Below are 20,146 nucleotides of genomic sequence, written 5' to 3'. Positions count from 1 at the left end.
ATTATTGATTCGTTAAAGAATTGAGGTCGATAAAGGGTGTAGCTCCCCCGGTAACCGCAGGCAGCTTTCCATCCCACTTTTCGAGCGCCTTTTCCTGCACCTCGATCTGCTTCAACTGCACCAGTTCCGGCGTCACTTCTTGTTTTTTCAGCTTGAGCGCCTCCGCCTCGGCTTCCGCCTGGGCGATTTTTTGCTGGGCTTCGATTTCGATCCGTTTCAAATCGTTGCTTGCCTTCAGCGCTTGCTGCTGCGCGACTTGCTTGGCTTCGATCGACTGGTTAAACGCGTCGGAGAATTTGAAGTTCACGATATTGACTTCTTTGACGAGTAAATCGTATTTTGCCAGACGGTTCGTCAGATGCTCGCTGATCTCGCCGGCCACGACATCGCGTTTCGCGATCAGATCCTCCGCTTGGTAACGCGCGGTAACTTCCTTCACAATTTCCTGAACCGCGGGATTGATAATGACGGCGTCGAAGCTGCCGCCGATATTGTTCATCAGATTGTAGGCGGATTCTTTGTCGACGGAATAGTTGACCGCCACGTGCGTCGATACCGGCTGCAAGTCCATGGACGATGCGCTCGTATCCGTCTCCGCCTTCGTAACCTGGGTATTGACCTGGATTACGGATTGAATAAACGGTATTTTCAAATGAATTCCCGGCGACAAAACATTGCTGTTCAATTTCCCGAATGTTTTGTATAAACCGACATGTCCGTATTCGACCTGGGCGAAGCTGTTCGCGCCCACGATCAACACAAGTAATCCGACTACGACCGCCGTTGTCAGCCCTTTTAATTTGAAATTTCTTTTTGCTCCCGGATTGGTTCCCGTCTCCATGTACATCCCTCCGCATGATCTATTGCCGTCAAAAAACAGCTATATTCATTATTACGCGCGGAAAGCGTTTTGGTGGCAAAAATTGCCGACTAGGATCGGGACAGCCACGCACGGCCGTTATTCCAGTCCACCTGAACAGGCATCTCGAAAAATTCCGATAACGATCCACCATCCAAAACGTCTCTCGTAGGGCCTTGTTTGAACGGTTCTCCCCGGCGCAAAAGCAGGGTACGGGAAAACATCGGCAGGATTTCCTCCGTATGATGGGTTACGTAAAGCATCGTCGGGGCGACCGGCAGCGAGGCCAACTCATGAATGCTGTCCAGCAGCCCTTCCCTGGAAATAAAGTCGAGCCCGTTTGTCGCCTCGTCCAAAATGAGCAGCTTCGGATTTGCCATGAGCGCCCGGGCTATCAACAGTTTTTGCTGTTCCCCTTGAGAACAGGTTTGATAGGTCCGATCCTTCAAATGTCCGCAGCGCAACTGGTCCATAAGCTCCGAAGCCCGGTCAAAATCTTCATCCGACGGTTTGTCGTACAGCCCGATGGAAGCGTACTTTCCGCTGACGACGAGGTTCTGCGCCTTGTCGCTTCCGTGAATTCTCGCCTGTAGGGACGAACTCACCCAACCGATCGACTTGCGGAGCTCCCGAAGATCGACCTCTCCGAATTTGTGGCCAAGAACATGAATTTCTCCGCTTGTCGGCCAAATATAACCGCAGAGCAAATTCAGCAGCGTCGTTTTCCCCGATCCGTTCAAACCGAAAAGAGCCCAGTGCTCCCCTTCGCCGACTTTCCAGTCTATCCCTTCAAGAACCGCTTTACCATCGCGATACCAGCTGACATCTTTCATTTCAATACAGTTTCCCATACCTGCGCCCTCCTGAATATTTACGTTAAACCGACATGAATAAACCAAGTAGTTCCAAGCTACTCCCCCGGATTTTATTTGTCAAGGCAGGCGCACGCATATTTTCCGTGCCATGGACCTGGATATCAGCTAAGATACTTACAAAAGGAAGTGATCATTTGAATCATATTATCGATTATGAGGAAGTAGCCAAATTGCAAAAGGAATGCGAATCCCGCGACGGCATAACCTTGAAACTGAATTGGGATATGCTTAACGCACGGCGAAAAACGGGAGGAGAGGACCTGGCGGAGTACAGAGACGGAAGGCTGGTCGCTTTTCTCGGCATCTACGACATCGCCGGCACGTTGGAAATTTGCGGCATGGTACATCCCGATTACCGTAGACAGGGTATATTCACCACCCTGCTGCAAAAAGCTCTGGCGGTTGCGGAATCCAAACGCTATGCCAAAATATTGCTGAATGCGCCGGAAAGCAGCGCTTCGGCCAAAAGCTTTATCGCGTCTGCGCCTTTCTCCTATTCCTTTTCGGAGTCGCAAATGAAATATGAGGAAGCGTGCGATTTGAAGCTGCCCGTAAGAACGGACACCGTTCTTCGAAGAGCCGGAGTGGAAGACAAAGCCTTCATGGCCCGGGTGGACCGTGAAGGCTTTGAAATGAGCGAAGAAGAATCCTTAAACTATTACGCTTCGATTGACCCGCTGGAAATGTCCGAGTATGAAATCGTGCTTTCCGCCGGAGAACCCGCGGGTAAAATCCGGGTGTCCCCGGTTGGGCGCGAGGCTTGGATCTATGGATTTGCCGTAGCGGCGGAATGCCGGGGGCAAGGGATCGGCAAATCGGCGCTCCGGCAGATCGTAGACCGCGAACACGCGGGCGGATACGAAGTCTGGCTTGAGGTTGCGTTCGACAACCCGAATGCCCGGCGTCTCTACGAGGAAACCGGATTCCGGACGGTCCGGGCCCAGGATTATTATGAATACACGGGCTCCCGGGCTTAAACCTGCTCCGGCGCTAACGCATAAGCGCCGAACTGGGCTTGGTGCAGGCGGCTGTAATGGCCGCCCGCCGCAACCAGCTCCTGGTGACGCCCCTGCTCCGAAATGCCTTCTTCCGTCACGACGACGATGCGATCCGCATTTTTGATTGTTGCAAGCCGGTGGGCAATCACCAGTGTAGTCCTCCCCTCCGACAATTCGGCCAACGAGGCTTGAATCGCCAGCTCGGTTTCCGTATCCAGCGCCGAGGTGGCCTCGTCAAGAATCAGAATGGGCGGATTCTTCAAAAACATGCGTGCTATAGCGAGCCTTTGTTTTTGGCCTCCGGACAGCTTGACCCCACGCTCCCCGATCACGGTATCCATTCCCTCCCGCTGAGAGTGGATGAATTCCGAAAGCTGCGCCCTCCGCGCCGCCTCCCATATTTCTTCATCGGTCGCCTCAAGCTTACCGTAAGCGATATTTTCTCGAATCGTGCCGGAAAACAAATAGACGTCTTGCTGTACGATGCCAATATTGCGGCGGAGCGAGGATAACGTCAAGCTTCGAATATCCTTACCGTCGATCATGATTGCGCCTCCCGTTACTTCATAGAAACGCGGGAGCAAGCTGCACAACGTCGTTTTACCGGCTCCCGACGGCCCGACGAACGCCACCGTTTCTCCGGCATGAATCTGCAGATCGATATCGTTCAATACCCGTGTACCGTCATCATATCCGAAGCTTACCTGCCGATACCGGATATCCCCTTTCAAAGCGCCTGCATCCGCCGCTTCCGGGACATCGGCCACATCGGGCTCCGTATCCATAATTTCAAGATACCGTTTAAATCCGGCAATGCCCTTCGGATAGCTCTCGATGATCGAGTTGATTTTTTCGATCGGCCGCACAAATACGTTTGCAAGCAGCAGGAAGCCGACAAACTCACCGTACGACAACTCTCCGCGAATCACGAACCAGGTGCCCGCTATCATGACAAACAAGGAGACGAGCCGCATCAACATATAGTTGACCGACATGCTCCCGGCCATAATTTTATACGCCCGGAGCTTGGTTGCGCGGTAACTTCCGTTATTTTCCTCAAACAGCTTCTTTTCGTGCTCTTCATTGGCGAACGCTTGAACGACGCGGATTCCGCCGATGTTTTCTTCGACCCGGGCATTGAAATCCGCCAGTGCCGTAAACAGTCCCCGGTACGTTTTGGTCATTTTCCCGTTAAAGTAAAGCGCCGTCCACACCAGCACGGGCACGACCAAAAAGGTCAGCACGGCAAGCTTCCAGTTGATCGCCAGCATCAGGAAAAAGGAACCGATCAGCGTCATCCCGGCGATAAATACGTCTTCCGGACCGTGGTGGGCCACTTCCCCGATATTGTCGAGATCGTTGGAGATCCGTGACATAAGATGGCCTGTCTTATGGTTGTCATAGAAACGGAACGAAAGCTTCTGCAGATGATCGAACATTTTTTTTCGCATATTCGTTTCGATGTTGACGCCAAGCATGTGCCCCCAATAGGTCACGATGTAATTCAGCACCGTGTTCAATACGTAGACGCCCAGCAGCGCCACGGATGCCCAGAGGATCATGGACCAGTTTTTGCCGGGCAATAGCTCATCGACAAAGTGGTTGACCGCGACCGGAAACCCGAGCTCGAGCAGTCCGGCAACGACGGCGCAAGTAAAATCAAGTATAAACAGGTTCTTATAAGGCCTGTAATATGAAAAAAAGCGGCGTAGCATGTCACTCTCTCCCTATTTTTTGTACTGCTCAACAGACTATCACAAGTTACCGTCGTTTCAAAGACCCACAATTGATTATAAACAAAACCTCCCGCGACGAAGTAAACCCGTTCATATCTTTCATGTCAATGAGGAATAGACCTTTAAAGTATACTTTGTTATGGCATCATCGTAATCCGGATACTTATATCCGAGACAGACCGACACGGCCGCGGTGTATTTTCTGAACAACGCATAACAAGTAAACAAAGACTCCCACATCGCCTCATAACCATTCGCAGCATATGTTGTAAGTAGTTTTTCCCAATCTTCATCCGGAAGGTAACGATCGATGAACTTGTAGTTCTTACCCAAGCTAAAATCATACCCTTGCTCCGAACCGATTTGCCAAGCCATCATTCTCAATAAATTAGGTCGCGCTATTTCATGTAAATGATCAACCGCAAAAAGAATTTCTTTTCTCGCTAACCCTTTGACGACATAGGTTGATACCATCCAGAATTCATTGCAGCAATCATCAAATTCTCTTGGGGTCGGCTTTTTGATCCAATATTGACGGTCGTCGGGGACAATCTCATGTTTGATCAGCGCATCTTTATCGAGCAATACCTCGACCAGACCGTCACTGTCGGCAAAATAATCTTCGACTTCACTTAACGGAATTAATGTCAGGTCTACTTTATTCCCATCCTCAAACAGCATTAAATAGGAAAACCAATTCCCCAATTCCGACGGGAAAAGCGCCATATCCTCGGGCTTTTGCATCATCACTCGATTCCCGAAAACGTCAAGCCACCGGTCATTTTTCTTGAAAGATTCCATATCGGTGACAAAATAAGAAATATCATAATCCTGAAATGGATCCGATGGAATATTTTTGTTGGTACGGGACCCTTCCAGTGTTGCCAATCGGATTCGATCATCGTTCATGGCGAAATCCACAAGGAGTCGCATCATTTCTTCCGTATTTCTCAACCCTTATCCCTCCGTTCCGTATTCCGCGCACATCCTTTTTATAATTCGACGGACGGCTCCCCTACTCCTTGTACTTTTTATTCGTAGGAACTTTTCCCGCAGGGTGGCATGCCCATAGAAAAATAAGGTACAATAACTAGCGAATCAACGAAACCGAAGGAAGGTTTACGACATGTACGTAGCAAATGATTGGCAAGATTATGAAGTCATCGATACCGGGGACGGTGAAAAACTGGAGCGCTGGGGAGATGTGGTCCTCCGCCGGCCGGATCCGCAAATCATATGGCCGATTCGGGATGAAAGCCGCGATTGGCGCGAGGTGCACGGTCATTATCATCGCAGCTCCTCCGGCGGCGGACAGTGGGAAATGAAGAAACAATTGCCGGAACGCTGGACGATCTCTTATGACCGGCTTAAATTTTATATCCGGCCGACCAATTTCAAGCATACCGGGCTGTTTCCGGAACAAGCGGCCAACTGGCGTTGGATGATGGACAAGATCGCCGGCGCGGGGCGTCCGATTCAGGTGCTTAACCTGTTCGCCTATACGGGAGGTGCCTCGGTGGCGGCCGCATCCGCCGGCGCTTCGGTCGTTCACGTCGACGCGGCCAAAGGGATGGTCCAATGGGCAAAGGAAAACTTGGCCTTGTCCGGGCTTAGCGACCGTCCGGTCCGTTTCATTACGGATGATGTGTTCAAATTCGTACAGCGGGAGCAGCGTCGCAGCAACAAATACGACGCGATCATCATGGACCCGCCTTCTTACGGACGTGGCCCGGGCGGAGAAATGTGGAAGCTCGAGACGAGCTTGTATCCGTTCGTGGAATCCTGTCTTTCGATCCTGTCCGACAGACCGCTGTTTTTCCTGATCAACTCCTATACGACCGGCATTTCTCCGACCGTGCTTCACAACATCTTGTCCATGACCGTGAAGAAACAATACGGCGGACGCATCTCGGCCGGCGAACTGGGCCTGCCGATCACGAAATCAGGGCTGAATTTGCCTTGCGGGATTTTGGGCCGCTGGGAGGAATAAAGATGGCTGAAAGTCAAAGCTCCATGCAGACCTCCGGTCACCCGGCGATGGCGATCCTGTATGAAGATAACCATCTGCTCGGGGTCGAAAAGCCGGTGAACGTGCCGACCCAGGAGGACGCCAGCGGCGATCCCGATCTGCTGAGCCTGCTGAAAGAGGACATCAAGGAACGTTACGGAAAGCCGGGAAATGTCTACCTCGGCCTTGTGCACCGGCTGGATCGTCCGGTCGGCGGAGCGATGATCTTCGCGAAAACGTCGAAAGCCGCATCCCGCTTGTCGGATGCGGTTCGGACCCGTCGTTTCGAGAAGTCCTATGTCGCTGTCGTCCGCGGAATCCCGTTGCAACCGAAAGGCAGACTGACGGACACCTTGTTAAAGGACGAACGCACGAATACGGTGTCGGTCGTTCCGCCAGGCACGCCGGGAGCCAAAGACGCCGTGCTTGACTACCGGGTTGTCGCCAGCTCTCCGGATAAGGGGCTAAGCCTGCTGCAAATCAAACTGCACACGGGAAGGCCGCACCAGATCCGCGTGCAGCTAAGCGCGCTCGGTTGCCCGCTGTACGGAGATCAAAAGTACGGGGCTTCGGTGAACAAGCCTGGCGAACAAATTGCTCTCTGGTCCATTTACGTCGGAGTTCCGCATCCGGTCAGCAAGGAGCCGATCGATCTGATCTCGCTGCCTCCCCGTCTCTATCCATGGGACTTGTGGGAACGGCACTTGTATTCCCATATGGCCGATGATTGCAAATCCGGCGCGAACGGCGGCATGTAAAAAGGCTATCCCTTCGGTTTTCGAACCCGGGGATAGCCTTTTTTTCTATTCTGCCGCTTTTGAAACAGAGCCCGATATTTTTCCGAGCAAAAAGACGAGCAGCTGCTGGTTATGCGCCGAGATTCGGCCCAGCACCTGGTTCAAATAATCGTCCCGTACCTGAACCCCTCGCGCGACCTCGCTTTTGCCTTTTTCCGTAATCGATACCCACACAATACGGCGATCTCCTTCATCTCTGTCCCGTCGGATCAATTCTCCTCGCTCCATTCGGTCAAGCAGCATCGTGACCGCGGCGGGCGTGGTCGAGAGAAAAGGGATCAGGTCCGAAGGCTTCAAGCTCCCCTCGCGTTCCAGCACCTCTAACACAGCCAGCTGCGACGTGGTTAGCGCAGGCGCCAGTTCTTCCTCCATGTGGGATTGAAAGTCCTTCATAATCACGCCTAACAGCCTGGCAAATTCGACAGTATGCATTGTGTACCCCCGTCTCGTGAAATAAACCGGTTATCTATTTATTTCAAGTAGTTCGACAGCGAGTCCGAAAATCCTGCCGGATTCCAGTTTAAGGCAAGACATCAATTTACAATATGGCTTTCCGCCATCCGAACGGATCGTCAAGCACGCCCTTCTGGATGCCGGTAATCGTATCGTACAGCTTCTTGGAGATTTCACCGGTTCCTCCTCCGGCAATCGTGATCTGCTCACTTTCCCATTTCATCGTTCCGATCGGAGAAATGACCGCTGCCGTACCGGTTCCGAACGCTTCCTCGAGCTTCCCCTGCCGTCCGGCTTCAAACAGCTCGGCGACCGTGATTTTCCGTTCAATGACCGGAATGCCCCAGGAGCGGAGCATGGCGATCACCGAATCCCGCGTTACCCCCGCCAGGATGCTTCCCGACAATTCAGGCGTAATGACCTCGCCGGCGATTTTGAAAAATACGTTCATGCTCCCGACTTCTTCAATGTATTTCTTCTCGACGCCGTCCAGCCAAAGCACTTGGGAGAACCCTTCCTGCTTCGCTTCCTCCTGCGCCTTGATGCCCGAAGCATAATTGCCGGACGTTTTTGCCATCCCGGTTCCGCCGCGTACGGCTCTCACATATTCGTCCTCGACGTAAATCGATACCGGGTGAATTCCCTCAGGGTAGTAAGAACCAACCGGGGACAAAATGACGAGCAGCTTGTATTCTTTGGAAGCCCGTACGCCAAGGCACGGCTCCGTAGCAATAATAAACGGACGAATGTAGAGGGATGTGTCCTCTCCTTCCGGAATCCACTCCCGGTCGACACCGACGAGCTCAACAATTCCGTTAAGCAGGAGATCCCCATCCACCTGGGGAATGCTCATGCGCTCACATGAGGCATTAAGCCGTTTCAGGTTCATATCGGGCCGGAACAGCGAAATTTTCCCGTCGGCTGTTTTATAGGCCTTCATTCCTTCAAACACTTCTTGACCGTAATGAAAAACCATCGCCGAAGGGTCCAGGGAAACGGGCCCATAGGGAACGATCTCAGGATCTCCCCATCCATATCCTTCGGAATAGTCCATCACCAGCATATGGTCGGTAAAATATTTGCCGAAACCGAGCTGGCCGGAATCGGGTTTGCTTTTTAACTGCGGGTTACGTTCGATTTTGATCTGGTTCACTTTTACGCGCATCCTCTCTTGGCCGGTTATTTTCTCCTACTATACTCCTTGTTTTAATATTGATCAATATTATGATATCGATTATAATCATAGAAATTTTCAATGAACAGGGGCGTGAAGGAAGTGGAGTATCGTTTGCTGGAATACTTCTTGGCCGTGGCCGAAGAGTTGCATTTTACGAAAGCCGCAGACCGGCTGGGCATCACGCAGCCCACGTTGAGTCATCAGATCCGCCTGCTTGAGCAGGAACTGGGCACGCCGTTATTTCATCGCTCCGGCAAAAAGACTTATTTGACCCAGCCTGGATCGGTTTTATTGGAGCATGCGCGCCGCGTCGTCCACGAACTGGAGCAGGCAAAGCTTGAAATCGGCGAGCTTGCCGGACTCCAAAGAGGGCGGCTGCGAATCGGCTGTTCCGGCAACCACTTACTTACGGGCGCGCTCATTTCTTTTCATCGGCAATATCCGGGAATCGAACTGAACGTCGTGGAACTGGCAACCGATGAAACTTATGAAGGATTGATGAGCAACCGGTTGGATCTGGGCGTCGTTTTTTTACCGTTGGAAGACGAACAGCTGATCAATCTCCCGTTATATGATGAAGAACTGGTTTTGGCGGTATCCAAAGAGCATCCCCTGGCATTTTCTGAAAAAGTCGAGCTTCATCAGCTTGCCGGTATTCCGCTTGTGCTTTTCCAGCCTAAATTTTTCGTTCGTCAAATGATCAATGCCGCTTGCGGAGATGCCGGCGTATCGCTAAATCCCGTCATGGAGTTATCGACGATGGAATCCCAGGTTCAAATGGTGCTTCAGCAGGTAGGCGGTACCGTGCTTCCCCTTTCCTACGCCAAAACGCTTCATCAACCGGAAATCGCCGTCATTCCGCTTGCCGATCCTAAGCCGCGCAAACAGGTCGGTCTCGTGTACCGAAAAACGATGTATATGGATAACACGATCCAGGCATTTATCCGCCATCTTACCAGTTTTTAGGCTTAAGGTGTTCCGCGTACGTATGAAAGGCCTGGCCACCACTGTGCTACACGCAAGGGATGACCGGGCTTTTTTTGCCGCGCATTTCCGGTTTAGCGGTTTAGAATGCTGTCTTCCAGCACGGCGCTCTTATCCCCGTATTCCTTGATGATATGCTTCTCGCCCCAAGCGCACAGGGAATCCAATATCCCCTGAAGGCTCCAACCGTACTCGGTCAGCTCATACTCGACTCTCGGAGGCACTTCGTTATAGCTGATCCGGTTGACGATCCCGTCCTTCTCCAGTTCTCTTAACTGTTGGGTCAGCATCTTCTGCGTGATTCCGGGCATCAAGCGTTTCAAGTCGCTCGTTCTTCGTTTACCGTGCGTAAGATGGCATAAGATAACGCATTTCCATTTCCCTCCGATGACCTCCAATGTGGCTTCCACCGAAATATTATATTTTTTCGCCAAGGCGTCTTCCTCCCTTTGTTTATCCATTAGGCACTTTTTAGTACCTATATCACTTGAAAGTACGTACTGTTCATCACGGTCTTGATAAATGATAATAGCATATGCCGGCCGGCAACGACAAATCATAGAGGAGTGGAAGACCCTGTGACTATAGAAAAAAAGAGAAGCATGCTGGCGCTGTTGGCACTTGCGGTCAGCGCCTTTGCGATCGGGACAACCGAGTTTATCAGCGTAGGGCTGCTTCCTTTGATCGCTGATGACTTTGATATATCCGTCACTACGGCGGGACTTACCGTTACGTTATATGCCCTGGGCGTTACGTTCGGAGCTCCGGTGCTCACATCGTTAACCTCCGGGGTTTCGAAAAAAACGCTGCTGCTCTGGGTTATGATCGTTTTCATCGCCGGCAACAGCCTGGCCGCCATGGCCGGCGGCATCGGCGTCCTGCTTGCCGCACGCGTGATTTCGGCTTTGGCGCACGGCGTGTTTATGTCTATCGGATCGACCATCGCGGCCGACCTCGTTCCCGAGAATCGGCGGGCCAGCGCCATCGCCATTATGTTCTCCGGGCTTACCGTGGCTACGGTCACTGGCGTACCTCTGGGCACGATGGTCGGGCAGCATTGGAGCTGGCGGACGGCCTTTGTCGCCATTGCTCTCATCGGCGTGGCTGCTTTTCTAGCCAACCTGATTCTTGTATCGGGAGGGAATTTGCGTAAAGGCACGAAAACGCAGCTTAGCGATCAGCTCAAACTCGTGACCCATAGCCGCCTGTTGCTGGCTTTCGTCATCACCGCGTTGGGATACGGCGGCACCTTCGTCGTCTTTACTTATTTATCCCCGCTGCTTCATGAAGTAACCGGATTTCCCGAGAAAACGGCAGCGGCGATTCTCTTGATGTACGGAATCGCTATTGCGATCGGCAATCTCCTTGGAGGCAAAGCGGCCAACCGCAAACCGGTAAACGCCCTGTTCTATATGTTCGGTATTCAGTCCCTGGTGCTGTTCGCCCTGTACTTCACGGCTCCGATGAAAATCGCGGGACTGGCCACCATTTTTCTCATGGGCCTATTTGCCTTTATGAACGTGTCCGGTTTGCAAGTCTATGTCGTGATGCTGGCCGAGCGTTACGCTCCCAAGGCGAAAGATATCGCGTCTGCCGTCAACATCGCCGCTTTTAACGCCGGCATCGCCCTCGGAGCCTTTCTTGGCGGGATCGTCACCGATCACCTCGGCCTCCGGCACACCGCCTGGGTGGGAGGATTGATGGTTCTGGCCGCAGTGGTCCTTACCGGCCGGGCCCGGGCATTCGAAGAAAAAGATGCCGGGCATGAAAAAAACACGTTGGCTGAGTGCGGCTTGAATCCGGCCGAGCAAAACGGGTAAGCTATTTTATGGAATGCGATACCATTTAAAAAACTTCATCATAGGAGATGACCAAGAATTATGATTAACCATTTGCAGGATACCGTAACCTTGCACAACGGAGTACAAATGCCGGGCTTTGGTCTGGGCGTTTTTAAAGTCGAAGAAGGACAAGAACTCGTCAATGCGGTCAAAGCCGCCATCCGGCACGGTTACCGGAGCATCGATACCGCGGCCGTGTACGAGAATGAAGCCGGGGTCGGAACTGCGATCCGCGAAGCCCTCGAAGAGTCGCTCGTGAAGCGCGAGGAACTGTTCGTGACGTCCAAGCTGTGGAACGCCGACCAGGGCTACGATTCGGCTTTGGCCGCTTTTGAAGCCACCATGGAAAAACTCGGTCTCGATTATCTGGATTTGTATCTCATCCACTGGCCGGTCAAAGGCAAATACAAGGACTCCTGGCGCGCCCTGGAAACCTTGTACCGAGATGGCCGGGTGAAAGCGATCGGGGTGAGCAACTTCCAAATTCATCATTTGAAGGATGTGATGGAAGGGGCGGAAATCAAGCCGATGGTCAACCAGGTGGAATTTCATCCGCGCCTGACGCAGAAAGATCTGCTTCTGTACTGCCGGGAGCAAGGCATTCAATTGGAAGCCTGGTCTCCGCTGATGCAAGGGGAGCTGCTGAATGAACCTTTGCTTCAAGAAATCGGCGCCAAATACGGTAAAACGGTGGCCCAGGTCATTTTGCGCTGGGACCTCCAGCACGGCGTAGTAACCATACCGAAATCAACCAAAGAAGCGCGGATTATCGAAAACGCCTCGATCTTTGATTTTTCCCTGAGCGAAGAAGATATGAACCGGATCGACGGATTGAATGAAGATCGGCGGGTGGGTCCGGACCCGGACAACTTTAACTTTTAATGGCGATGATTCAATAAAAAAAGGCTGCCGATTCAAGCAGGTTTCTCTGCTGAATGGCAGCCTTTCTTCATTTGCGACTATTCGCGAATGAACAAATCGACGATTTCGTCTTTTTTATCGATAGGAATCAACAGCTTGCCGATCGATTTACGATCCGCCAGCGGCCCATCCTCAGTACTGAAGTGATGAATGGCACCATCGTGCATAACGGCGGCCAATGCCAGCGGCTCCCTGCAATGGAACCCGCCGATCAGACGGCTTCCGTTCGGTTTGACCCGCTTGCCTTCCTTGAACTCGAACGACTGAACTCCTTTGCCGCCCCGGCTTTGCACCGGATAATCCAGCAGCAGCGAGCGTTTGCCGTAACCCAAGTCCGAGACGACCAGCACTTCGCCTTCGTCGCCTTCAACCCAAATCGCGCTGACGACCTCGTCGTCCTCTTTGAGCGAAATCCCCCGAACGCCTGCCGAAACGCGACCCATCGCGTTCACTTCGGCTTCCGCAAACCGGATCGCCATCCCTTGCTTGGTCAGCAGCAAAATATCTTGACGGCCATGACTGAGCGTCACGCTGACGATTTCATCGCCGTCCGCCACCTTACAAGCGGCGACGGCGCCTGAGCGCTTCGTCTCATAGTCTTTCAGTTCCGTACGTTTGACTTGGCCGCGCTTGGTGACAAACACCAGGCTCGCTTCCGGCTCCTCAAAGTTTTTGAGCGGGATCGCGCTTACGATCCGGTCTTCCTTCGCGAGCGGAATGACGTTTACGATGGCGGTCCCATTGTCTTTCCATTTAAATTCCGGAATTTGATGCACCGGGAGCAGGAAGTATTGTCCGCGCTGGGTAAAGATCAGAATGTTCTGCAGCGTATCGACGTCAAGCACATGCTTGATATAATCGCCTTCCTTTACGCCGGAGCCTTCGCGTTCCCCGCCGGAACGCGTGAAGGACAGCATACTCGTCCGTTTGATGTAGCCTTCGTGCGACAACGTAACGAGGACATCCTCTTGGGCTACCAATACTTCAAGGTTGACCTTCAGCTCCTCGACTTCGCCATGAATTTCGGAACGCCGATCCACTCCGTATTTGTCGCGAATTTCCGTCAATTCTTTGCGAATGACGCCGATCAGCTTTTTGTCGCTCTCCAAAATGCCGCGCAATGTGCCTATTTTCTTCTGGATATCCTCCAACTCCTTCTGGAGCTGGTTAATTTCCAGGTTCGTCAGCCGGTACAATTGGAGCGTCAGGATCGAATCCGCTTGGCGTTCGGTGAAACCGAACATCCACTGCAAATTGTTTTGCGCATCCTGCCGGTTCTTCGAAGCTTTAATCGCAGCAATGACATCGTCCAAAATGTTCAGCGCTTTGACCAAACCTTCCAGAACATGGGCCCGGTCTTCCAGCTTTTCGAGCTCATACTTCGTGCGGTTCGTCACAACTTCCCGCTGGTGGGCGATGTACGCCTCAAGCATCGGCTTCAATCCGAGCTGGCGCGGCGCTTTGTTGACGATCGCCACCATATTAAAGTTGTAAGTGACCTGAAGGTCCGTCTTCTTGAGCAAATAAGCAAGAATGCCTTGCGCATCCGCATCCTTCTTCAGTTCTACGACGATCCGCAAGCCGTTCCGTCCGCTTTCGTCCCGTACCTCGGCGATTCCGTCGACCTTTTTCTCGAGCCGGATATTTTCCATGGCCGTCACGAGACGGGATTTCACGACCTGATAAGGGATTTCGGTGACTACGATCTGCTGTTTGCCGCCGCGCAGCGTTTCGATATCGGTTTTGGAACGCAAATAAATGCGGCCCCGTCCCGTTTCGTACGCTTCGCGGATGCCGTCTTCGCCCATGATAATGCCGCCGGTCGGAAAATCCGGTCCTTTGACATATGTGCGGATTTCCTCAAGCGAGAGGTCCGGCTTTTCCATGACGGCGATGCAGGCATCGATGACTTCCCGTAAATTATGAGGCGGAATTTCCGTCGCAAAACCGGCGGAAATCCCGCTCACCCCGTTGACAAGCAGGTTCGGAAAACGCGAAGGCAGCACGACCGGCTCCATCGCCGTATTGTCGAAGTTGTCCTTAAACGGAACCGTGCGTTTTTCGATATCCCGAAGCAGTTCCAAAGCGATCGGCGACAGGCGGGCTTCCGTGTACCGCATCGCTGCGGCCGGGTCATCGTCCTGCGATCCCCAGTTGCCGTGGCCGTCGACGAGCACATGCCCCATTTTCCAGGGTTGCGCCATACGCACCATACCTTCGTAAATGGAGGAATCGCCGTGCGGATGGTAGTTACCCATGACATCCCCGACTGTTTTGGCCGACTTGCGGTAGGGCTTGTCGGGCGTGTTGCCGGAATCATACATCGCGTACAGAATCCGCCGCTGCACCGGCTTTAATCCGTCCCTGACATCGGGAATGGCCCGATCTTGAATAATGTATTTGGAATACCGGCCGAAGCGGTCACCAACGACTTCTTCAAGAAAAGCCGGTAAAAAGTTTTCCAATGAACTCAAATCATGTCACCTTCTATTCCTCATACTCCGTAAAATCCACATGCTCCACGATCCAACGTTTGCGCGGGTCGACCTTGTCGCCCATCAGCGTGGAGACGCGGCGTTCCGCCTTCGCGGCATCGTCGATCTGAACCTGAAGCATCGTGCGCGTTTCAGGGTTCATCGTCGTTTCCCAAAGCTGCTCCGGATTCATTTCCCCGAGTCCTTTGTACCGCTGCAGCTCGAAGTTTTTGCCGAACTCCTTCAAATAATTTTGCAGCTGTTCGTCGCTCCAGGCATAGCGTACCGTCTCCAGCTTGCCTGAGCGCCGCGTAATTTTGTAGAGCGGAGGCTGGGCGATGTAGACCTTGCCCGCATCGATCAGCGGCTTCATATAACGATAGAAGAACGTCAACAGCAATACTTGAATGTGCGCACCGTCGGTGTCGGCGTCGGTCATAATAATAATTTTGGAAAAATTGCTGTCTTCGACGGCAAATTCCGGCCCGATTCCGGCGCCGATCGCGGAAATGATCGCCTTATACTCGTCGTTCTTCAGGATATCGGCCAGCTTGGCCTTTTCCGGGTTCATCGGCTTACCTTTTAACGGCAGGATCGCCTGAATCTTGGAGTCCCGTCCCTGCTTGGCGGAGCCTCCCGCCGAGTCCCCTTCGACGATAAACAGTTCCGTGCGCGTAAAATCCTTCGATTGGGCCGGCGTCAGCTTGCCCCCCAGGTTCGAGCTTTCGCTCCGCTTTTTGCCGGTACGCATTTCGTCGCGTGCTTTCCGAGCCGCTTCACGCGCTTTCGAAGCCTGAACCGCCTTCTTGATCAGCGTTTGAGCCACCTGAGGATTTTCTTCCAGGAACAACGCCATCTTCTCGGCTACGACCGCATCCACCGCGCTCCGCGCGGATGCGCTGCCGAGCTGGTCCTTCGTCTGGCCGACGAATTCCACTTCGGACATTTTGACGCTGATGACAGCCATCATTCCTTCGCGAAGGTCGTTGCCCTCCAGGTTTTTCTCCTTTTCCTTCAACATTCCGTTTTTCCGCGCATAATCGTTCATCACCCGGGTATAAGCCGTTTTAAATCCCGTTTCATGGGTTCCGCCGCCGCGCGTCGGGATCGAGTTTACGAATGAAGCCAACGTTTCCGTGTATCCGGCATTATATTGCAACGCCACCTCGACTTCGATTTCATCGCGCTCCGCATAAAAATGAACCACATCATGCAGCACATCCTTGCCGTCATTCAAAAATTGAACGAACTGGCTCGCGCCGCCTTCGTAAAAAAACTCGTCGGACCGGTCTGACCGCTCATCCTTCAGGATAACCTTCAATCCCGAATTCAAAAAAGCGATCTCCTGCAAACGTTCCGCGAGCGTATCGTAATTCAATCCGATTCCGTTCACAAATACGCGTTTGTCCGGCTTAAACGTCACCTTCGTGCCCGTCCGGTTCGTATTCCCCACGATCTCGAGACCCGTCACCGGCTCGCCCACATGCTCGACTCCCTTGTCATCCACCCAGTATTCGAACCGCATTCGGTGAATTTTGCCCTCACGGTAAATCTCGACCTGCAGCCACTCGGAAAGCGCATTCGTTACCGAAGCGCCCACGCCGTGCAACCCGCCGGATTTCTTGTATCCCGAACCGCCGAACTTTCCGCCGGCATGCAATATCGTATAAACCACCTGCGGTGTAGGAATCCCTGTCTTGTGCATTCCCGTCGGTATGCCGCGGCCATTGTCGATAACGGTCACCGAACCGTCTTTATTCAGCGAAATTTCGATTTTGTCGCAAAATTTCGCCAAATGCTCGTCGACCGCATTATCCACAATCTCCCATACCAGATGATGAAGTCCCGACGAGCTCGTACTGCCGATATACATACCTGGACGTTTACGTACCGCGACAAGCCCTTCGAGCACTTGAATGTCGTCCGCGTCGTATCCCGAATCCGCACGCCCGGGGTTTGGCCCGGAGGCTTCTTCGAACAAATCGATTTGTTCGGCCATTCATGCTCCCCCTTTAACTACTTTATAGTCCTTTTTTGGTCAAAAGAGATCGTTCGAACGATCTCACTATGCATTAAATGCAAACAGATGTTTTGTTGTCCTTGTCCATTTTAATTCAATATATCCTGTTTCGTAAAGACGAGGAATGAAACGATGAGGGAAGCGCCCCCCCAAACGGCGAGGACAATAAGTGAAAATCCGAGCGTCATCCCTTCGATCGGCGCCGGCGTCCCCGACAAATAATTCGTCAAGCCGAGATTAACCATGAATAAATATTTGGCGCTAGTCCAAGCGGAAGCCATATTGGATAATATATTTCCGGCAATCAGCGCCGCCATCATGATGACGATGCTCGCCGAGGTGCTGCGGACCAATACCGACACCATAAACGCCAGACAAGCGACGATCACGCTGACGAACCAGATCAAGCCGGTTTGCATGAGGATATATTGCCACTGCGGCACCGCATGCACTCCCGATAGGTCCACTTCCGCACCGTGCAGCTGAAACCCGGTAAATACGGGCAGCGAAAGCCCTTTATAACCGAAAAACAAACCGGAAATCAGATAACAGATCACGGAGGTCGAAACGACGATAAGCGAAACGAACATGAGCAAGGCGACCAGCTTGCCGAACAGGATTTTCCAGCGGCGGATCGGCCGGGTCAGCAGCATTTTGATCGTCCCGCCCGTGCGTTCCGAGGAAACGATATCCGATCCGATGCCCATAATGAGCAGCGGGATGAACAACGTTGCGGCGTTGTCCAGAAACTCCCGGGTAAACGTCACCCCGCCGGGTTCCTGCGGATTCACATCATGCTCCAAGTAATATTTCAACTGCTGGATATAAATCTGGCGGTACCTTTTCCACTCCTCCGGCACCCGGTCGCTGCCCAGCGAATTTTGGTTGTCCGTAATCGCCTGCTGTACTTCCCTGCGCCAATCGTTGCCGTATTTCTCCCTTTTTTCCTGGGATTCGCGCATCTGCGCGTAAGCAAACATCGGCACCAGAACGATCAATACGAGCAAAATGACGTAAAAACGCTTTTTACGAATCATCTTAATCGTTTCATTTTTTACCAAAGGAAGAATGTTATTCAAAGCTCTCACCTTCCGTCATCTGCAAAAACAGCTGTTCCAGCGTCGGATTGACCTTTTGTACGGCGTGGATCCGGATTCCTGCCTTCACCATTTCGGGTACGAGTTCGGCAGCCGCATCCGCCTCCATCCGGGTGACGAGCGCCTGTTGGCCGATCCCCGCAATAATGGCGTCGTCGAGCACGTCCTCCGCCTCCCGGACGATGTCGACTCCCGCGGCCCGCAACAGCTCCTCTCCCCGGTTACGAGGGACAAGCTCCCATACGACATAATTGGAACTCTCCTTGATCAATTCTTCGACCCTGCCTACCGTCAGCACGCGGCCCTTGCTAATAATCGCGACCCTGTCGCAAAGCAGCTGAATTTCGCTCAACAGGTGGCTGGATACGAAAACCGCCATGCCTTCCGCCGCCAGGCGCCGAATAAAATCGCGCATCTCTTTGATGCCCTTCGGATCGAGCCCGTTGGTCGGTTCGTCCAATATAAGCAGCTTTGGCCGGCCAAGCAGCGCTTGGGCAATTCCAAGCCGTTGCCGCATCCCGAGCGAGTAAGTCTTTACCTTGTCGTCGATGCGCCCGTCTAGACTCACGGTATGCACCACCTCGTCGATCCGCTTGTCGTCGATGCCCGGAATCATCCGGGCGAAATGCTCGAGGTTTTCCCGCCCCGTCAAATATGTGTAGACCTCCGGATTCTCCACGATGGAGCCGACATACCGAAGCGCGCGTTCCGGTTCCCGCTGCACATCGTATCCGCAAATGGAGACCGTGCCCTCGGTCGGGCGGATCAGGTCGACCAGCATGCGGATCGTTGTCGTTTTTCCGGCTCCGTTGGGCCCGAGAAAACCGAAAATCTCCCCCTCATTCACATCGAACGTGACCTCATGAACAATCCATTTGCTGCGGATTTTTTTCTTAAGCCCCCGTACCGACAGGACGGCCTGCCGCTGATCCGGCACCGCATCCCGAGGTAGTTCCATCGCAGTAGCCCCCTTCGTCATGTTCCGATATTCTCATTTCCGCCCGATGCTCTGCACGATCCGTACGGCGATTGCCTGGTAACCGTCCCCGTTGGGATGAAAATGATCGCCCGACAAATAACGCGCCGCGTTCTGTGTAAACAAATCATAGGTCGGCACAACCAAAGTCCCTTCATATTCGGCCAGCGTTTTTTGCACCATTTCGTTCCAGCGCATCGTCGCATTGTCTCCGATCTCGCGCATCTCCTCCAAATCGGAAAACGGATTGTAGAGGCTGACGTAAACCAAAGCGGCCTGCGGATTGATTTCATGCAGCCTATCAACCGCCTGCCGGAAAAAGACGGACGATTTGTCAATCGTGTCATCCAATTCCTCCGGTGTAGGGAGCCGTTCTCCGGAAAGCAGGTGCTCCGTTCCGTTAAACAGGTCGTTTCCGCCGATCGAAAGCAGGACAATCCCGGATTGTCCGATCGCATTCCTTACGCCCTGGTCATTCAGCGACTTGAGCAGCTTCTCCGTCGTTAGTCCGTTGATACCGAGATTGTTGATCATTGTGGAGGAAACCCCTTGTTGTTTCAGCAACTCCACCGTTCTGCGCGCAAATCCCTTCCCAGTGTCGTCTCCCGTCCCCTTCGCGAGCGAATCACCGATAGCCGTCAAGTCCCAGTTCACGAGTTTGGCCGGTCGCTCCTCCCGAGGCGGTGCTACCGTCCCTGTGCCGTTCAAAGCCTTCGGATTAGTGATATCGACAACCGCAAAAAGGAATCCGCCTAATAGCAGCAACGTCGATAAGGCGGAAAAGAATCCGGCGATTCGCCATATCCGAGAAGTCGATCCCATCGTCATCTTTCCTCCGCATTCGTCATATTCCGATATTAACCTACCCAACTTATGTAAATAACATAAGACTTATTATTGCAAGATGCAAATGCCCCGGACGAAGCCAAA

Annotated in this window: 18 protein-coding genes; 6 read left to right on the top strand and 12 right to left on the bottom strand. The window is 52.8% G+C overall.

The window, feature by feature from the left end; all coding sequences use genetic code 11:
• Position 1 precedes the first annotated feature (1 nt).
• Both ACSFXJ_RS11745 and ACSFXJ_RS11740 read right to left on the bottom strand, forming a co-directional pair.
• Complete coding sequence (locus ACSFXJ_RS11745) at positions 2–841, bottom strand: prohibitin family protein (protein ID WP_435925432.1); 840 nt, start codon at positions 839–841, stop codon at positions 2–4.
• An 89-nt stretch (positions 842–930) separates the two neighbouring features.
• Positions 931–1,710: an ABC transporter ATP-binding protein gene (locus tag ACSFXJ_RS11740; RefSeq protein WP_435925431.1), complete on the bottom strand. Its 780-nt coding sequence runs from the start codon at positions 1,708–1,710 to the stop codon at positions 931–933.
• Between the two features lie 158 nt (positions 1,711–1,868).
• Between ACSFXJ_RS11740 and ACSFXJ_RS11735 the strand changes: the two genes are divergently transcribed.
• On the top strand, positions 1,869–2,711 hold the full coding sequence (locus ACSFXJ_RS11735; RefSeq protein ID WP_435925430.1) for a GNAT family N-acetyltransferase: 843 nt from the start codon (positions 1,869–1,871) through the stop codon (positions 2,709–2,711).
• On the opposite strand, the gene ACSFXJ_RS11730 is transcribed toward ACSFXJ_RS11735, so the two are convergent.
• Both ACSFXJ_RS11730 and ant(6) read right to left on the bottom strand, forming a co-directional pair.
• Positions 2,708–4,447 carry an ABC transporter ATP-binding protein gene (locus ACSFXJ_RS11730; RefSeq protein ID WP_435925429.1) on the bottom strand — a complete coding sequence of 580 codons (1,740 nt, stop codon included), beginning with the start codon at positions 4,445–4,447 and terminating at the stop codon, positions 2,708–2,710. The two genes, ACSFXJ_RS11735 and ACSFXJ_RS11730, sit on opposite strands and share 4 nt — an antisense overlap.
• Positions 4,448–4,567: 120 nt before the next feature.
• A complete protein-coding gene (ant(6), locus tag ACSFXJ_RS11725) occupies positions 4,568–5,422 on the bottom strand; it encodes an aminoglycoside 6-adenylyltransferase (protein WP_435925428.1) in 855 nt (284 codons plus the stop codon).
• Positions 5,423–5,594: 172 nt separating this feature from the next.
• On the opposite strand from ant(6), the gene ACSFXJ_RS11720 reads away from it, so the two are divergent.
• Together ACSFXJ_RS11720 and ACSFXJ_RS11715 are read left to right on the top strand one after the other, a co-directional pair.
• On the top strand, positions 5,595–6,458 hold the full coding sequence (locus ACSFXJ_RS11720) for a class I SAM-dependent methyltransferase (protein WP_435925427.1): 864 nt from the start codon (positions 5,595–5,597) through the stop codon (positions 6,456–6,458).
• A 2-nt stretch (positions 6,459–6,460) separates the two neighbouring features.
• The gene (locus ACSFXJ_RS11715) at positions 6,461–7,234 is read left to right on the top strand and encodes an RluA family pseudouridine synthase (protein ID WP_435925426.1); all 774 of its coding nucleotides are present in this window, start codon (positions 6,461–6,463) and stop codon (positions 7,232–7,234) included.
• A 45-nt stretch (positions 7,235–7,279) separates the two neighbouring features.
• On the opposite strand, the gene ACSFXJ_RS11710 is transcribed toward ACSFXJ_RS11715, so the two are convergent.
• Both ACSFXJ_RS11710 and ACSFXJ_RS11705 read right to left on the bottom strand, forming a co-directional pair.
• A complete protein-coding gene (locus tag ACSFXJ_RS11710; protein ID WP_435925425.1) occupies positions 7,280–7,705 on the bottom strand; it encodes a MarR family winged helix-turn-helix transcriptional regulator in 426 nt (141 codons plus the stop codon).
• Between the two features lie 106 nt (positions 7,706–7,811).
• Positions 7,812–8,891 (bottom strand): branched-chain amino acid aminotransferase, encoded by a 1,080-nt coding sequence (locus ACSFXJ_RS11705; protein WP_435925424.1) that lies wholly within the window; start codon positions 8,889–8,891, stop codon positions 7,812–7,814.
• A gap of 111 nt (positions 8,892–9,002) precedes the next feature.
• On the opposite strand from ACSFXJ_RS11705, the gene ACSFXJ_RS11700 reads away from it, so the two are divergent.
• Complete coding sequence (locus ACSFXJ_RS11700) at positions 9,003–9,869, top strand: LysR family transcriptional regulator (protein ID WP_435925423.1); 867 nt, start codon at positions 9,003–9,005, stop codon at positions 9,867–9,869.
• A 92-nt stretch (positions 9,870–9,961) separates the two neighbouring features.
• On the opposite strand, the gene ACSFXJ_RS11695 is transcribed toward ACSFXJ_RS11700, so the two are convergent.
• Positions 9,962–10,348: a winged helix-turn-helix transcriptional regulator gene (locus tag ACSFXJ_RS11695; protein ID WP_435925422.1), complete on the bottom strand. Its 387-nt coding sequence runs from the start codon at positions 10,346–10,348 to the stop codon at positions 9,962–9,964.
• A 117-nt stretch (positions 10,349–10,465) separates the two neighbouring features.
• Between ACSFXJ_RS11695 and ACSFXJ_RS11690 the strand changes: the two genes are divergently transcribed.
• The gene (locus tag ACSFXJ_RS11690; protein ID WP_435925421.1) at positions 10,466–11,707 is read left to right on the top strand and encodes an MFS transporter; all 1,242 of its coding nucleotides are present in this window, start codon (positions 10,466–10,468) and stop codon (positions 11,705–11,707) included.
• Between the two features lie 60 nt (positions 11,708–11,767).
• A complete protein-coding gene (locus tag ACSFXJ_RS11685; RefSeq protein WP_435925420.1) occupies positions 11,768–12,610 on the top strand; it encodes an aldo/keto reductase in 843 nt (280 codons plus the stop codon).
• A gap of 77 nt (positions 12,611–12,687) precedes the next feature.
• Here ACSFXJ_RS11685 and gyrA read toward each other — a convergent pair whose 3' ends face one another.
• From gyrA to ACSFXJ_RS11660, 5 genes are all read right to left on the bottom strand, one after another.
• Positions 12,688–15,123 (bottom strand): DNA gyrase subunit A, encoded by a 2,436-nt coding sequence (gene gyrA, locus ACSFXJ_RS11680; protein ID WP_435925419.1) that lies wholly within the window; start codon positions 15,121–15,123, stop codon positions 12,688–12,690.
• Positions 15,124–15,136: 13 nt separating this feature from the next.
• Positions 15,137–17,122: a DNA topoisomerase IV subunit B gene (gene parE, locus ACSFXJ_RS11675; RefSeq protein WP_435925418.1), complete on the bottom strand. Its 1,986-nt coding sequence runs from the start codon at positions 17,120–17,122 to the stop codon at positions 15,137–15,139.
• A 110-nt stretch (positions 17,123–17,232) separates the two neighbouring features.
• Complete coding sequence (locus ACSFXJ_RS11670; protein WP_435925417.1) at positions 17,233–18,222, bottom strand: ABC transporter permease; 990 nt, start codon at positions 18,220–18,222, stop codon at positions 17,233–17,235.
• Positions 18,215–19,198: an ABC transporter ATP-binding protein gene (locus ACSFXJ_RS11665; RefSeq protein ID WP_435925416.1), complete on the bottom strand. Its 984-nt coding sequence runs from the start codon at positions 19,196–19,198 to the stop codon at positions 18,215–18,217. Before ACSFXJ_RS11665 ends, ACSFXJ_RS11670 begins: the two co-directional genes overlap by 8 nt.
• A 33-nt stretch (positions 19,199–19,231) precedes the next feature.
• A complete protein-coding gene (locus ACSFXJ_RS11660) occupies positions 19,232–20,038 on the bottom strand; it encodes a GDSL-type esterase/lipase family protein (protein ID WP_435925415.1) in 807 nt (268 codons plus the stop codon).
• Positions 20,039–20,146 lie beyond the last annotated feature (108 nt).

Origin of the sequence: Paenibacillus salivarius (genome assembly GCF_051307165.1) — a bacterium.
In the GTDB taxonomy this organism is placed as follows: domain Bacteria; phylum Bacillota; class Bacilli; order Paenibacillales; family Paenibacillaceae; genus Fontibacillus.
Note: the sequence above shows the minus strand (reverse complement) of the source record. Positions and strands in the feature narration are given on the sequence as shown.